We start from the raw sequence: 15,389 nt of genomic DNA, 5'->3' as shown, positions 1-15,389 counted from the left end.
CAAGCTATCAGTTATTTTGCTTTTCCCAAGTAAAGTATCCTTGAATAGGAAGCTGTTCAATATTCTTCTTAACTCTAGGAAAACAGTTGTTGCAATAATAATGGACATAGCCTTTTTTCTCTTTCAACAGGGTTAACTGTTCAATAGGATAGGACTGTTTACACAATGTGCATTGTCTTGTAGCCATAAGCAGTTACATCTCCTTTTTGATATCCGCCCTCCAGAAATGCTGCAAAGCTCTGTCAATGGCAATCATACCATTTTTCCAAATAGCAGAAGTTAAATTTATTGATATTTAAAAATAATGTAACAATTTAACCGCCCATGTCCATTTCTTCCAGAGTGGTGCGGAAAAGCTGATCCATCCTTTCTGTCATATCCGCATGTACGTTTTCTTTATAGTTTCTGGAATAGTGCTGAAGCCGTTTGATTTCCTGATCCAAAAATGGCCCCAATTGTTGAGCTATATCAAGGTGTTCTTCTAAAGTTCCGTTCAGGAGCATGGAAGACATCTTTTCTTTAATAGTCCCTGCGCCAATGAATTGATCCAGCAATGAATGGGCTGAAAAAGGGGGGAATGTATGGTTTTTTTCGGTCCATAAGGCAAGCAACATAGAACGTACTGCATAAATCCATTTCTTTTTATTGAATGTGCTACTATGTTGGCAATCATGGTAGTTTTTTTGAGCCATATTTACATAATGGTGCAGGCAGGGAACAGGGGAAAATATGTCTTCGGCTACCTTTTTCAACTGTCCATAGATATCGTTTGATGCCTGCATATAGATAATGGGAGAATGAATCCACTCCAATATCGATGGGTTGGATTTTCTTAATAAACGTAATGACTTCGTCAAATCCCAACCGTATATATCGAGATTCTGTCTTTTCGGCAGTTCGATGACATCCCTTTTCCGGCCGATTCCCACCGGATCGATACTCAAGTACACTTCCCTTGGGTGTATATAAATGAAGCGGACGTCGTAATCGCTTTGTTCAGTGTGCGTTCCCCATACTCTGCTTCCCGATTCACAGGCGTATAGCACTCTGATGTTATAGGCGGACTCTGCTTGATGAAGTGTTTCCACTATCATTCGGTTCATCCCCCATTCCTCCTTTCCGGCCAGCTATCTTTATTATAGTGCGCAATAAGAGTTTATTGAATCAAGTATATGTGCATTTAGTGTAGGCAGGTACGGCTAATTTTTTCTCTGTAATGGCCCAGTGCCAATAATGGGAAAATTTCATTGTAGCTTCCATAACATATATAAAATCCACCCGGCAGCCCAAGCCCGGTCGGATAGTCGGCATGATCACTTTCATGCTCAATCAAATATTTGATTCCTTTTTGGATCGATGGTGCGTCAGGCGGCCTGACAGTCAGCAGGGCGTCTACTGCCCAGGCTGTTTGGGAAGGCGTGCTGAAAGGAAGAGGGAGGTATTCCTCTTTTTCTGCACTTTTGCAGGATTCGCCCCATCCCCCATCTTGTCTCTGCACTTGCTCTAGCCAAAGGATGCTTTTCATAATTTGTTTATGGTTGCGTGGTACGCCGACTGCACGCAATCCTGTTATGGCAGCCCATGTGCCATAAAGGTAACAGATCCCCCATTTCCCATACCAGCTCCCATCCTGGCGTTGTTGCCGGAGCAGCCAATCACAGCTTTTATCGATAAAGTCGTCCTTCAGTGTATGGTTGCCGTATGTACCAAGGCATTCTAACACTCTTCCTGTCAAATCAGCCGTGGAATCATCGGTAAGGGCATCCTTTGCGTTTTCAATAGGTAAGTGTGTAAGGAGCGGCTGATAGGCGTCTTTTTCGAAAGCGGCCCATCCGCCATCTTTGTTTTGCATATGGATGAGATAATGTTTCCCTCTTTCCCATGCCTTCCTTGCTTTCTGATCTTCGAGGCTTCTGTTTGCCAACGCCCTGAGACAGGCGCTTGTATCGTCATTATCCGGAATAAAGGTATTGCTGTCCGAAAAACCCCACCCGCCTGCAGCGTTATTCGGTGCATTCACTGCCCAGTCGCCGCGTATCAGCTGTTGCTTCTTCATTAAGTAATCAGTCGCTTTTTGGATGGCCGCATCTTTGTGCCCAAGGCCCGCTGTCTGGAGGCTATAGGCCAATAAAGCTGAATCCCAGACGGTTGAAGGGGAATTTTGAATATGGCTTCCGTTTTTGCATTCGAAACTGTAGCTTTTCATTCCTTGTATTGCCTTTGAGATGATGGTGGCATTTTTTTTATGCCCAAGCGCCAGCAAGGCATAAACCATATAAAAGCTGCTTGATGCATAGCTGTATAATGTCCCGTTCCGTTCAATCCTGTCGAGCATTAGCTTCTTGGCGGCCTTATAGCCTGCTTTGTGAAGATGGAGGGGAGTCAAAGCGATACTTTTCATTTCATTTATGAAAAATTGCGGCCAGTCTTCTCGGTCATCTCTGACCCATTGATCGTTTTTGTTTTCATTGAAAAAGCCTGTATCGAATTCTTCATGGTGGACAGCGAATTTTTTATTCATGCAAATAATCATCGGTGTCAGATGTACTCGCGCATAGCTGCTGCAATGATAAAGGCTGAAAGGAAAGGAAGGAGGCAGCAGGAAATAAGTCATCGGGAAATAGAAGTACCCGGGATATTTGTACAACCCATTCAAGGCCAGCATCATTTTTGTCATAAAATGAGCCGATTGGATTCCCCCATGTTCAGAAATGAAGAATTCAGCCCGCTTCATTTCCTCGTCCTGGCGCCCGAACCTGCCTGATAGTAGAAGGGCTGTATATGCCTGTACAGTAGCGGACAGATTTCCGTCTTTTTCATCGCTGTAAATACTCCAGCTTCCATTTTCCTTCTGCAGAGAAAGTAATCGCTTTATCAATTTTGGGATTGATTCATCCGAACCCTTCCCAAGAGCCTGAAGCAGGATAATCATAAAACAGTCTGTCATGATAGGGCCTTGGAAGATATAAGTCCAGGAACCATCCGCATTTTGGCGTGATTTGATTCTATCCGTTCTTCTTTGGATACTTTCTTCTACCTGATGTAGCTTCAACGGTATTGCCCCCTTTTTTATAGGAAAAGAAATGGATGAATTCTTGGCGGATGGATACTTTTAAGTTTTTTAGCGCCATTCCATCGAGGTGTTAAGCCATGCCACTGCCAAAGTCTTTATAGTATTTATATTCAATGGTTATAGGTTGATATGAAAGGATTTTACATATTACAGGGTAGTTTGGGGAATCTGTCTTATGGGTATTTTGTTAATGGAATTTATGTTTTGTTCGGAAAAGTGTAAAATATAAGTAGGCCGCTTAATGAAAGCAAGAGAATAGCAAAAGATTAATAGGCGCTTTTGCTTTGTTATAAAGAAAAAAGGTGATGGGAAAAATAGTGTTCAGTATTCAACATACATATGTATAGGTCATTATAGGGTGCAAATCTAGGTTTTTTGATGAGGAGATATTATGGAATTAAACAGAAGTAATATTAAGAAAATCTTGTTTATTATTTTTATTGCCATTTTGCTGTTTTTGGGCATCCAGAATATTGGTTATGTATTTAAGTACATATTCGTGCTGCTTCATTTAATTTCGCCTTTGATTATAGGCGTGGCGATTGCTTTTATTTTGAATGTGCTGCTGCGGCTGATTGAGGAGAAGCTGTTTGGCTTTTTGAACAAAAAGAATTATCGCTTTTGGAACAGAATCCGCCGTCCGTTTTCTGTTTTCCTGACAATGGCTATCATTGCGGGGGCGTTATTTTTGTTGCTATTCCTGTTCATACCGGAATTAAAGAAGACGTTTGAAACAATCGTTCAGAATCTTCCGGTCTATATGGACCAAATCCAAAAGTGGACTGATGCCATTTTTGCGAGATTCAATATCCCGGCAGATTCACTGAAGGATATTCAATTGAATTGGGAGAAAGCACAAAAGGCTGTAACTGATTTTGTCCAGAATAGCCATACGAATTTCTTCAGCAAGACGATGGACGTTACGACATCGATATTCAGCGGCATTTTCGATTTTGTGTTAGGGATTGTCTTTGCGCTGTATATGCTATTGCAGAAGGAAACATTGACGAACCAAGTGAAAAGATTGATGTTTGCCTATCTTTCCCGTGAACGCGCAAATTCTTTGCTGGAATTGGGGAAATTGACAAATAGCATATTCTCTAAGTTTGTAACGGGGCAGTTTTTGGAAGGCTGTATAATCGGTACACTATGTTTTATCGGGATGTCGATTTTCTCCATGCCGTATAGCTTGATTATTTCGTTGCTGGTCGGATTTACATCCTTAATCCCTGTTTTCGGCGCTTTTATGGGAACGACAGTGGGCGCTTTGCTGATCTTGATGGTCGATCCAATGAAGGCATTTTGGTTTATTATCTTCATCATTTGCCTCCAGCAAGTAGAAGGGCATTTTATCTATCCGAAAGTGGTGGGCAATTTTGTTGGCCTTCCTGGTATATGGGTATTGCTTGCAGTCCTGATCGGCGGAAGCACATACGGGGTGTTGGGAATGCTCGTCAGCGTTCCGGTATGTTCACTTCTCTATAGCCTTGTCCAGCAATGGGTGGAAAAACGGTTATACAAAAAAGGCATTGTGATTGAAGATAACGATTATGTATAAATAAATCAAATCGGCAGCCTCTTCATTGAGCAGAGAGGCTGCTTTTTGGCGTGGAAGAATGGTAGAGATGTACTCCGTTTGGTTCTATAAAGGAGCAAATCAGTGTCTGAGTATGGTGGAGGGCCATTTGTTATGGCCCTCCCCCCCGGTTAGATATTCATGGCGTTATTGTTTCACTTTCAAGCGAACCCATTTGCGTTTGCCTACTTGAACCGTCCGGTCGCGGTCTATGGCCACCAGTTCGTTTTCATTTTCCGCCTTCACGCCATCTACCCGTATGCCGCCATTTTTGATCATTTTTCTTATTTCATTTTTCGAAGGCAATAGCGATAGTTGATTGATTAGATCAACTATGCCAATTTCCTGGCCTTGATCCCATATATATTCGGGGATATCCTCTGGCTCAGCATTTTTTTGGAATACGGAGATGAATTGCTGCTGTGCGTTTTCTGCTGCTTCTTTTCCATGGTACATATCCACAATTGTTTTGCTTAGCCTCATTTTGGCGTCCCTAGGATGAAGCAATCCGTTCTGCAGATTCTGTTGAATCTCCTTTATTTGTTCCGGATCCGTATCTGTCACTAGTTCAAAGTAGGGGATCATCAGTGTATCCGGCAGAGACATTGCTTTCCCGTACATCATCTGCGGCTCTTCATCAATCCCAATATAGTTATTTTTTGATTTGGACATTTTCTCTGTACCATCTAAGCCGACTAATAATGGCAGAAGTATAGCCAATTGTTTTTCACTTCCATATTTCTCTTGGAAATGCCGTCCCATCAATATATTAAAATGCTGATCTGTTCCGCCCAGCTCGATATCACAATTCAGCGAGACAGAATCATAGCCCTGCATGAGCGGGTAAAAAAATTCATGCAAGGAAATCGGCTTGCTGGTTGATAGTCTATTTTCAAAATCATCCCGTTCCAACAAACGTGCTACTGTTATTTTGCCTGCCATCTCAATAATTTCTTCAAAATGAAGGGGTGCCAGCCAAGTTGAATTATAATGGAGCTCCACTTTTTTCATGTCGAGCACTTTTCCGAATTGAGTAAAGTATGTTTGCGCATTCCGCTTGACTTCATCATCACTCAATGACTGCCTAGCGGATGATTTTCCTGTCGGATCGCCGATTCGGCCGGTAAAATCCCCTATGATCAGTTGGATTGTATGGCCGTTTTCCTGGAATTGGCGAAGCTTGTTCAGAACCACTGTATGGCCCAGATGGACATCCGGAGCTGATGGGTCAAGGCCTAGCTTTACCTTAAGCGGTTGATTTTCACGTATGGAGCGGGCCAGTTTTTCCTTTAAATCATCTTCAGGGATTATCTCGGCAACCCCTGCTTTATAGACGGCCAATTGCCGTTCCGTTTCTATTTTCTGTTCCGTTGTTAATGAATTGAAAAATTTTCCCATGGTTTTATTTCCTCCTAATTCGTATTGGACAACAAAAAACCACGCCTCTGCTAAATTGCAGGGACGTGGTTTTTGCACGCGTTACCACCCTAATTGAAGAAAAGCATTTCTTCCGCTCCATTGAATAACGGCGTCTTGCCGTTCCTTGTTACTTATTTTCACAGGGAAAGCTCAAGGGTGTAATTCGCAGTTATTTATGATCGATTTGCACCAGCCACCGACTCTCTTAAACAGTGAAATAATCTGCTACTATGTCCTATCATTGCTTTTTACATATAAAATATTAGTATTATCTTACTTGTATTTGTTTGAATATTCAAGGTTTTTTAACTGAATAAGAAGAAAAGACTGATGAGGGCCAAGAAGTAAAAACCAGTTAAGTACTTTCCGGATGTCAGCCGCCAGGTAAAAAAAGAACAATATAGCGCCAATATCAGACATAAAAATACGATGTAGGGCAATGTATGGAAAGTAAGGAAGTCAATGAATGGCGATGCCAGCAACATGTATACAGGGAGAAAGGAAGATAAAAAACATAGTAATGACAGAATGGCGAACGCGGGCGCCAATTGCCCGTTTTCATTGCTCTTGTAAGCAATAAATGGGTGGTAGCCTTTTGTTTTTTTCAATTTATCACATCCCGCTATTTGTAGTGAGTCATACAGTATATTCGGCTGTCCGTTATAGATGCCCGCAACCCTTTGCTTTTTTATGTAAGATTGTTTTCAAATATGATTTAAAAGGCCAGTATTATGGTTGGAAGATCGGTGTTAGAAAAAAATCTGAAAATGATAGGCCATTCTGTTATTCTTTAAGTATGGCATTATTTGGATAAAGGAGAGGCGGATAGATGAGTAAAATTGTTTATTGCGTCAGGCACTGTGAAGCCGAGGGGCAAGAAGCGGGAGCAGAACTTACAGAAAAAGGGAATGCGCAAGCCTCTGCGCTCAGTTCTTTTTTTGCCGGTATTCCATTGGATAGATTGGTCAGCTCGCCTTATGTAAGGGCGATTCAATCGATGCATTTCATTCAAAAGGAAAGAGAAATGGATATAAGAGTGGATGAGAGGTTAAAGGAAAGAACGTTATGCATTGATCCATTGGATGATTGGCTGAGCAAGCTTGAAGAGAGCTTTCATAATCCTTCTCTTTCATTTACCGGAGGGGAAAGCGGTGCTGAAGCGCAAAAACGGATAACCGCCGCGGTGGAGGAAATGGAAAGCGGAACTACTTTATTGGTATCGCATGGCAATATCCTCACTTTATTATTAAACCAGTATGATTCTTCATACGGTTTCAAGGAATGGGCTCAGATGACCAATCCGGATGTCTACCGGCTGGAGATGGACGGCGGATATTGTAAAGTGGAAAGAATCTGGAACAGAAAGGACAGATTGGATGATTGTAAGGATGGCATCGGAAAGTGATGCGGAGCAACTGCTTGCGTTAAACAAACGGGTAGAAGAGTCGGGCTTTATGCTGTATGATCCTGGAGAAAAACAAATGGATGAAGGCAAGCAGAAGGAAATGATCAGACGATTTTTATTAGGTTCCCGAAGTCTTTTTTTAGTAGCAGAATCCGGCGGAATGCTGGCTGGATTCTTAGCTGCAAGAGGGGAAACATTAAATCGCATTAAACATCGGGCATCCATAGCTTTAGGGGTGGATGAAGACTTTCAGGGCCAAGGGATTGCTACCGCTTTATTCAATGAACTGTTTGTTTGGGCAAAACGGCAGGAAATCAAAAGGTTGGAGCTGACAGTCATTAAACATAATGAAAAGGCGATCAACCTATACCGGAAAATGGGGTTTTCAGTCGAGGGGGAAAAGATCCATTCGCTGATGATAGATGGGAAGCCCGTCAATGAGTATTTCATGTATAAGTTAATAGAAGGGTAAAAATACATAAAAAACAGGAAAAAAGGTTTCCTTTTTTCCTGTCAGCATTTACAGGTTACGTTTATTTGGCAATTTCTTTTCCGGATGCCCGTTGCCCTGAGTTTTCAGATTCTTCTCTTGCTTCTTTTGCTGTGTATGTATTTTTTCAACAAATTCATGAGTATTGTCCATCGATTTTCACCCCCTTTCACGTCATATCTTTACTGTAACCAGATAGAGTGTGTACATACATGTTCATGGGCTGAAAGAAAAGCTATGGAACAGTGCCCATAGCTTAGATGATTCCTCTTGGGAATGATTTTTAATGGATATTCGATGGGGCTTCGATTATGTACCCCGTTCCAAATCTGAATAACTGGCATTTATGCGACATTATATGAGCATTTGTGAACAAAGATGGCAAAAAAGAAAAAGGGGAAAAGAAGATGGATTTGGAGAAACAACGGCAAATGGCAGCTTTTATAGCTGAACGCAACAACCGGGACGAGCATCATGTTGGTTATTGCGGTACAAATGAAGAGGAAATCCTGCAAACGCTTCAATCTGAGTTCTCAGATATCGGTTTGGAAGAATGCTTTTCAATAGTAGAACAGGACGGGAATATAAAGGCATTACTGGGCTGTGACATCGACGTACTGGAAAAAACGGCTGAGCTTTGGGGCCCTTTTGTGGCAGATACCTCCGGCAACGAACAGATGGCATTGGATGTATGGAAGGAATTGACGGGCAAGATCGGAAACAGGATATCCACTTATTATGGTTTTTATAATATCCAAAACGAAAACGGCAATCGATTGATGAAAGCGATAGGGGCTGTGAGGAGAAATGACCGCCAGCTCATTATGGAAGTGGAGGGGACTGGATCAACTGTTAGCCGATCTGCTGTTGTTCCATATCAACAATCCCATCAGCAGGCGTTTCACCTGTTGCATTCATCCACCTTTCCTGTGACTTATTACAATAGCTCAGCCATTTTGGAAAAACTGGATGATAGCCATATGCTTTATGTGTATGTGTATAACGGATTGGTGGCCGGATATATATACTTTGTGGCACATGAAGCAGATGGCACTGGAAGCATCGAGTATTTGGGCGTTGATCCTGTATTTCGAAAAAGAGGGATTGGAACATCCTTGCTCCAAAAGGCAAGAGAAATGTTATGCGAGGAGAAGAGAGTAGAGAAGCTATCTATTTGTGTATCAGAAAAGAATAAGGGAGCTGTGGCAGTTTATCGGAAAGCTGGGTTTGAAATAAAACATACATTGTACAGCTATAAAAAGGCAGCGGTGGAATAGTCCCTCGCTGCCTTTTGCTTATTATCGATCTTCATGGAAGCGGTCTTTCGCTTCTCCAACCTTTTGCTGTGCAGTACCTTTCATTTTGTCTTTTTTTCCTTCAGCTTGAAGTGATGTATCATTTGTCAGATTGCCGTATTGGTCTTTGAATTCGCCTTTTGCTTTATTCACTGCACCTTTTGTTTTGTCAGATAATGAGTTGCTCATTTGAATTCCTCCTTTAAATATGTTGCTTACAGAGTATTTACCCTTTCATCCTATATGTAAACGTAGTGGATTGGGGATAGCAAAATATTAGGGGAAGAGTGTGATTTTCAGGATTGATGTGGGTATAGTTCTGGTATACATATAGGCATCACAAATTACTGGAGGATGAAAAAATGAAATGGCGTAAAGGTATATTGATTTATAATGGCAATGCTGGACAAAAAGACCTAGGAAAAGCATTAGGTGCATGTGTACCGGTCCTATCACCCCATGTGTCCGAATTAACGCTTATGCCCACTCAGGAGCAAGGCGACGCTGAGGATATATGCAAAAGGGTTGGTGAGCACGTGGATGTCTTATTCATCCTTGGCGGAGATGGAACGGTCCATGAATGCATCAACGGACTGGCAGGGCTGGCATCGCGCCCCATTGTCGGAATACTGCCGGGAGGGACGTGCAATGATTTCAGCCGTGAACTGAACATGCCCCAGGATATAGAGAAAGCGGCCATGGAAATGATAGAAGGAGAAACATCATTGGTGGACGTAGGGAAGGTGAATGATCGTTACTTCTTGAATTTTTGGGGCATCGGATTGATTGCAGATACCTCGTCCAATATTGATTCTTCCCAAAAAAATGTGCTTGGCAAAGTTAGCTATTTTTTAAGCGCATTGCGAACAGCTAAGGAAGCTGAGTCTTTTTCTTTCAGACTGGAGTACAACGGCGGGGTCATCGAGGATGAAGCTGTGTTGATTCTGGCAGGAAACGGCCGATTTATCGGTACAAATAAATTGCCCTTCCAGGAAATAGACCGTTCTGACGGTTTACTCGATATTATAATCGTTAAGAATTCCAATTTAGCCGTCTTTAAGGATATCCTCTTCAGTTCAGAATATGCCGAGCCGGAAAATCGGACCGATCGTGATCTAATTTATGTTCATAGTGATTTTATCCGGATAAAGACTGATAAGCAGATGGACGCTGACACGGACGGGGAATTGTATTTATCCACGCCTGCTGAGATCACTGTTCTGCCGGAGCACCTGCATTTTATCTGTAAGAGAGAATGACCGGGGCTTTTCAGGGTGAGCGCTCAAAAAGTTCATTTTTTGGAAAAGAGATGTTTGGCCGTCAGTAATATGGGTAATCTATTAAATATAACGCTAGCATCCACTGGGGATGCAATCAACTCAATTGATTGTCTGTTCTATTTTGCAATGGACAAAGAAAGCCTCCGCCTTGCCGCGGAGGCTTTCTTATTGGCCGCTATTTCTTGAGAGCATATGATTCAGCCAGTTGGATATTATTGAATATAGACTGATCAATCCAGAATCTTTTATGATAGATAGGGTTTCATTAGGAGGGTTTGATTGATGGATAATAATTGGAAGCGTTATTTTAATATCGCCCATAAAGAAGCTAGAATAGGAATCTGCCTCGTATTGGCTAATTTTCTATGGTGGTTTGGCTTCGCATACGGACTGGGTTCAGGGCAGCCTAGCCAATATACGTACATTTTAGGATTTCCTGCCTGGTTTTTTTTCAGCTGTATAGTTGGTTTAATCGTAATGGCGATTCTCGTTACAGTTGTTGTTACATATTGCTTTACAGAAATACCGTTTGAAGAGGAGGATGATCAATGATCACCAATTGGAATGTTATTATTCCTTTGCTTCTATTTTTGATCATCATCTTTTTTATCGGCTTTTGGTCAAATAAAAAAGTACGGAGTGCCGATTCGTTTGTTCAGGACTATTTCTTGGGTGGACGGCAATTGGGCGGTTTCGTACTTGCAATGACAATGATGGCGACCTATGGAAGCGCAAGCAGCTTTATCGGAGGTCCGGGAGTGGCCTATACGAAAGGGCTGGGATGGGTCCTGCTCTCGATGGCGCAGCTGGCGGCCGGTTATTTTGTCTTGATGGTGCTGGGCAAAAAGTTTGCGATCATGGCACGCCATTATAAGGCGGTTACGCTGATTGATTTTTTAAAGCAACGTTATAACAGCCATGGAGTGGTGATCTTATCGGCCATCAGTATCATCGTTTTCTTGTTTTCGGCCATGGCTGCCCAATGGGTAGGGGGAGCGCGTTTAATTGAATCGCTGACAGGCCTTTCCTATACAGGTGCACTGTTTATTTTTGCCGTCTCTGTTCTGTGCTATGTCATTATCGGAGGCTTCCGCGCCGTTGCTTTGACGGATGCAGTGCAGGGTTCCGTCATGTTCATCGGTACATTGGTTTTGCTAATTGCAACCATCATTGCTGGGGGCGGAGTACCGGCAATCATGAACGATTTGATAGCGGAAAATCCTGCCTTGGTTACGCCATTTGGAGCTGAAGGTGATTTAACGCCTTTGTATGTATCTTCTTTTTGGATTCTTGTAGGCGTTGGGGTTGTAGGTTTGCCCCAAATGACAGTAAGGGCTATGAGCTATAAGGACTCTAAATCCATGCATCGGGCAATTATTGTCGGAACAATTGTAGTAGGTACCATTATGCTCGGCATGCATTTGATCGGGGTCCTTGCCCGCCCAGTCATCCCGGGAGTGGAGATTGGGGATATGGTTATGCCGACTCTGGCATTAAAGGTGCTTCCTCCGGCAGTGGCTGGAATCGTTCTTGCTGCCCCTATGGCGGCCATCATGTCGACTGTCGATTCACTATTGATCTTAGTCGGATCAACCGTTGTCAAAGACATCTATCTCAGTTATATAAAGCCGCAAGCTTCGGAAAGCCATGTCAAGAAAGTCAGTTTTTGGACTACTTCCATTATTGGGATTGCCGTTGTCTTATTTGCATTAAGCCCGCCCGATTTATTAATCTGGTTGAATTTATTCAGCTTTGGCGGCTTGGAATCTGTCTTTATCTGGCCAGTTGTGTTCGGCTTGTATTGGACGGGAGGCAATAAATACGGTGCAATGGGTTCTATGGTGATTGGAATGGGGTCATTTATCTTTTTTGACCGTTTATATCCGAATCCTCTAGGGATGCATACGGTGGTCCTGCCGATTCTTTTCTCCCTGCTTTCCTATATAGGATTGTCGCTTTTAACCGCTAAACAATCCGGACGATGGGAGCCGCTGAAAGGGGAATAGGGATTGGGAGGCTAGAGTCTTTAGTTTATGTGTGCCTTTCGGTATCATGAATAGTAGAATGCCCGGAAAAGGAGAGAATGCGATGACAGTGATCAATTCCATGCAGCCTATATCGGCCCCCGATGCCAAGGTCCTTATACTCGGCTCGATGCCTGGTGAAATATCTATACAAAAACAGCAATATTACGGAAATGGAAGAAATCATTTTTGGCCGATCGTATACAGCCTGTTTGATGAACCGTTGGAGGAGGATTATAGGCTTCGCGTTGAATTCGCTTTAAGGCACCGCCTTGCTCTGTGGGATGTGATTGGTTCCTGTCGCCGTAAGGGAAGCCTTGATTCAAGCATCAGGGAAGAAGTGCCGAACAAGTTGATTCCATTCATAAAGCAGCATCCCCAATTAAAATTAATTCTTTTCAACGGGACGAAGGCCTTCGCTACGTTTAAAAAATATTTCGGAAATGAGCCGGTCGAAGGCATCGGTTATATGTTAATGCCGTCGACATCGCCAACGCCAGGGAAGTATAATAAAACCTATGAGGAAAAACTGGAATGCTGGCATGTAATCAAGGATTATATGTATAACTCGGGCAATGGCAAAAGTACGTAAGCCATAGGCTTTGCATATGTTTTTGCAGTTGAACTGCTTGCCTTTTGATGGATTGGTTCATTTCATCAATTGCTATTATTGAAATACAAACAAAATGGCACTGGGGTATGTTTACGCGCCAACGGGGGAGGACAAGCCATGAACAAAGAAGATCAGCTCATTATGAGTTTCAGGGACTTATTTAACAAGATGGCATGGCTTAATAAGGATAAAATGGAAAACAGTCTTAAGGGTTATAAGCCCTCTGAAGTACATTGTATAGAATCGATTGAAAAAAATAGTGATTCCAATGTGACAAAACTTGCGGAATCCCTTTATATGACTAGAGGTGCCATCAGTAAATTAACGAAGAAGCTCATCGAAAAAGGCTTAATTGAAAGTTACAAGAAACCGGAAAACAAGAAGGAAATCTATTTTAGGCTTACGGAACAAGGGAAAGTCATTTATCAAATCCATGAGGAACTGCACAAAGAGTTTCGAGAACGGGATCAAGCTGTATTCGAGCAAGTAACTGTTGAGCAGTTTGATAGTATGCTTTCCTTCGCGAAAAAATACAGCAGTCATTTGGATGCAGAAATAAAGAAACAGGGTCTAAATAGTAAGTTGGAATAAAAGTGAGTAAACCAAAAAGCAGCCACTCTCTATGGGGAGTGGCTGCTTTTTATTTGGGGTTTTATTGTTGACGAAGAAACAAAACATTGTTATATTTTGTTGACAAGGAAACTAAAAATACATGCTGAGAGGAGAATAATATGCCAAATGATAAAGGGAAGGAAGCAGTATTGCCAAAAGGAATTCTCGCGGCTGCTTGGGCTATTGCACTTGGAGCAATAGCGCCAATGCTTGACTCAACAATGGTGAACATTGCCATCGGCAAACTAACGAAGGATTTCAATACGACCCTAGATATTATCCAATGGGCCATTACTGGTTATGTTTTAGCCCTTGCCGTTGCAGTGCCGATATCTGGTTGGCTTATGAACAAATATAACGGAAAGAAAATCTTCGTCGGCGCAGTCGTCGCCTTTGGTGTCATTTCTGTTTTTGCAGGAATTAGCTGGGACATTTCCAGTTTTATCTTTTTCCGTTTACTTCAAGGATTTAGCGCTGGGATTATTACCACGCTTATGTCTACACTTTTAGTGAAAACAGCTGGCCCGGAACATCTCGGGAAAGTGATGGCAATTGTTAGCACACCGATGATCTTCGGCCCCATTTTAGGACCGGTAATCGGCGGCTTCATCATTCATGGCGCTTCCTGGCATTGGATATTTTTCATTAATGTGTTCATTGTTTTGGTGGCTGCACCACTTATGGTAAAAACAATTCCAGATTTTGAACCATTCAACAAAGCTAGTAAACTCGACGTTTTTGGGATTATCGATTTATCGTTAATGAGTGCATCGTTGATATATGGGATTACGAAAGCAGCGGACCATGCATCGTTTAATAATAGCCAAACAATCCTATGGGGTGGAGCAGGACTTAGTTTAGCAGTCATTTATCTTGTGTATAATCGAATCCGAAAGAATCAAACAGTGCTGCCGATGGATATGTTTGCACACAAGAGCTTCTTGGCATCCAGCATTGGATTGTTCTTAGCAAATATCGCCATTATGGGTCCCATGTTAATACTTCCATTATTTTTTCAACATTCCCGTCATTTCACGGCCATTGAAGCCGCACTAGCATTAATTCCTCAAGGAGTTGGGATGCTCGTTACCCGCCCGCTCATCGGAAAGATGATTGATAAGATCGGTGCCAAATACGTGGTCATGGTTAGCATAGTTATTGCGCTTATCGGATCGATTCCGCTTCTCTTTGTCACAGATCAAACAAGTATGATGTGGATTTCAATCATATTGTTCATCCGTGGAACCAGCGTTGGAGGCATTATGCTTCCATTGACGAGTGACGCTTATACTGGCCTTGATAGCAAACAACTGCCAGAGGCAGGTGTCGGTATAAATATGATTGAAAACCTTGGTTCAAGCTTTGGGACAGCCGTTATCGCAACCGTCGTCGCATCTGTCATTCAAGGAGTGCAACCAAGTATATCTAATAGTTTAAAAGGTTATCATGCCGGTTTTTTAGTTTCCGCCATTGCTCTCGCAGGAGTATTCATCCCGAGTCTATTCCTCACACATAAAAAGACTGTATAAAAGAGAACTTGAGCTTGGAAGGCAGAGGTTATTCCACTGTAATGTGTCTGTATTAGTTTGGTGATTCAACTTT

15 protein-coding genes and 1 other annotated feature are annotated in these 15,389 nt (G+C 42.4%); of the genes, 10 read left to right on the top strand and 5 right to left on the bottom strand.

Annotated features, from left to right (window positions below; all coding sequences use genetic code 11):
* Positions 1–314: 314 nt before the first annotated feature.
* Both ABC357_RS13150 and shc read right to left on the bottom strand, forming a co-directional pair.
* The gene (locus ABC357_RS13150; protein WP_412887948.1) at positions 315–1,103 is read right to left on the bottom strand and encodes a nucleotidyltransferase domain-containing protein; all 789 of its coding nucleotides are present in this window, start codon (positions 1,101–1,103) and stop codon (positions 315–317) included.
* 77 nt (positions 1,104–1,180) lie between these two features.
* On the bottom strand, positions 1,181–3,052 hold the full coding sequence (gene shc / locus ABC357_RS13145) for a squalene--hopene cyclase (RefSeq protein WP_412887947.1): 1,872 nt from the start codon (positions 3,050–3,052) through the stop codon (positions 1,181–1,183).
* A 412-nt stretch (positions 3,053–3,464) separates the two neighbouring features.
* Here shc and ABC357_RS13140 point away from each other — a divergent pair, with 412 nt between their 5' ends.
* Positions 3,465–4,631 (top strand): AI-2E family transporter, encoded by a 1,167-nt coding sequence (locus ABC357_RS13140; RefSeq protein WP_412887946.1) that lies wholly within the window; start codon positions 3,465–3,467, stop codon positions 4,629–4,631.
* A gap of 165 nt (positions 4,632–4,796) precedes the next feature.
* Here ABC357_RS13140 and tyrS read toward each other — a convergent pair whose 3' ends face one another.
* Positions 4,797–6,047: a tyrosine--tRNA ligase gene (tyrS, locus tag ABC357_RS13135; RefSeq protein ID WP_412887945.1), complete on the bottom strand. Its 1,251-nt coding sequence runs from the start codon at positions 6,045–6,047 to the stop codon at positions 4,797–4,799.
* A gap of 56 nt (positions 6,048–6,103) precedes the next feature.
* Positions 6,104–6,319: a binding site (T-box leader), on the bottom strand.
* Positions 6,320–6,897: 578 nt separating this feature from the next.
* On the opposite strand from tyrS, the gene ABC357_RS13130 reads away from it, so the two are divergent.
* Both ABC357_RS13130 and ABC357_RS13125 read left to right on the top strand, forming a co-directional pair.
* Positions 6,898–7,473: a histidine phosphatase family protein gene (locus ABC357_RS13130; protein ID WP_412887944.1), complete on the top strand. Its 576-nt coding sequence runs from the start codon at positions 6,898–6,900 to the stop codon at positions 7,471–7,473.
* Complete coding sequence (locus ABC357_RS13125; RefSeq protein ID WP_412887943.1) at positions 7,457–7,945, top strand: GNAT family N-acetyltransferase; 489 nt, start codon at positions 7,457–7,459, stop codon at positions 7,943–7,945. Before ABC357_RS13130 ends, ABC357_RS13125 begins: the two co-directional genes overlap by 17 nt.
* Positions 7,946–7,993: 48 nt before the next feature.
* On the opposite strand, the gene ABC357_RS13120 is transcribed toward ABC357_RS13125, so the two are convergent.
* Entirely contained in the window at positions 7,994–8,116 is a 123-nt protein-coding gene (locus ABC357_RS13120) for a DUF4023 domain-containing protein (RefSeq protein WP_412887942.1), read from the bottom strand.
* 254 nt (positions 8,117–8,370) lie between these two features.
* Between ABC357_RS13120 and ABC357_RS13115 the strand changes: the two genes are divergently transcribed.
* Positions 8,371–9,240, top strand: coding sequence for a GNAT family N-acetyltransferase (locus tag ABC357_RS13115; RefSeq protein ID WP_412887941.1), 870 nt, complete (start codon positions 8,371–8,373; stop codon positions 9,238–9,240).
* Between the two features lie 21 nt (positions 9,241–9,261).
* On the opposite strand, the gene ABC357_RS13110 is transcribed toward ABC357_RS13115, so the two are convergent.
* Positions 9,262–9,447 (bottom strand): CsbD family protein, encoded by a 186-nt coding sequence (locus ABC357_RS13110; RefSeq protein ID WP_412887940.1) that lies wholly within the window; start codon positions 9,445–9,447, stop codon positions 9,262–9,264.
* Positions 9,448–9,620: 173 nt separating this feature from the next.
* Here ABC357_RS13110 and ABC357_RS13105 point away from each other — a divergent pair, with 173 nt between their 5' ends.
* The 6 genes from ABC357_RS13105 (at position 9,621) to ABC357_RS13080 (ending at position 15,316) form a co-directional block, all read left to right on the top strand.
* Positions 9,621–10,517, top strand: a complete 897-nt coding sequence (locus ABC357_RS13105) for a YegS/Rv2252/BmrU family lipid kinase (RefSeq protein ID WP_412887939.1) — start codon at positions 9,621–9,623, stop codon at positions 10,515–10,517.
* 303 nt (positions 10,518–10,820) lie between these two features.
* Positions 10,821–11,090 (top strand): YhdT family protein, encoded by a 270-nt coding sequence (locus ABC357_RS13100; protein WP_412887938.1) that lies wholly within the window; start codon positions 10,821–10,823, stop codon positions 11,088–11,090.
* Complete coding sequence (gene panF, locus ABC357_RS13095) at positions 11,087–12,544, top strand: sodium/pantothenate symporter (RefSeq protein ID WP_412887937.1); 1,458 nt, start codon at positions 11,087–11,089, stop codon at positions 12,542–12,544. Before ABC357_RS13100 ends, panF begins: the two co-directional genes overlap by 4 nt.
* A gap of 82 nt (positions 12,545–12,626) precedes the next feature.
* Complete coding sequence (locus tag ABC357_RS13090) at positions 12,627–13,154, top strand: DNA-deoxyinosine glycosylase (protein WP_412887936.1); 528 nt, start codon at positions 12,627–12,629, stop codon at positions 13,152–13,154.
* Positions 13,155–13,292: 138 nt separating this feature from the next.
* Positions 13,293–13,766, top strand: coding sequence for a MarR family transcriptional regulator (locus ABC357_RS13085; RefSeq protein WP_412887935.1), 474 nt, complete (start codon positions 13,293–13,295; stop codon positions 13,764–13,766).
* A gap of 140 nt (positions 13,767–13,906) precedes the next feature.
* A complete protein-coding gene (locus ABC357_RS13080) occupies positions 13,907–15,316 on the top strand; it encodes an MDR family MFS transporter (protein WP_412887934.1) in 1,410 nt (469 codons plus the stop codon).
* Positions 15,317–15,389 lie beyond the last annotated feature (73 nt).

This window comes from Bacillus kalamii (assembly GCF_047238185.1).
Classification (GTDB): Bacteria; Bacillota; Bacilli; order Bacillales; family DSM-1321; genus Bacillus_AD.
This window is presented reverse-complemented; position numbering and strand designations above follow the sequence as displayed.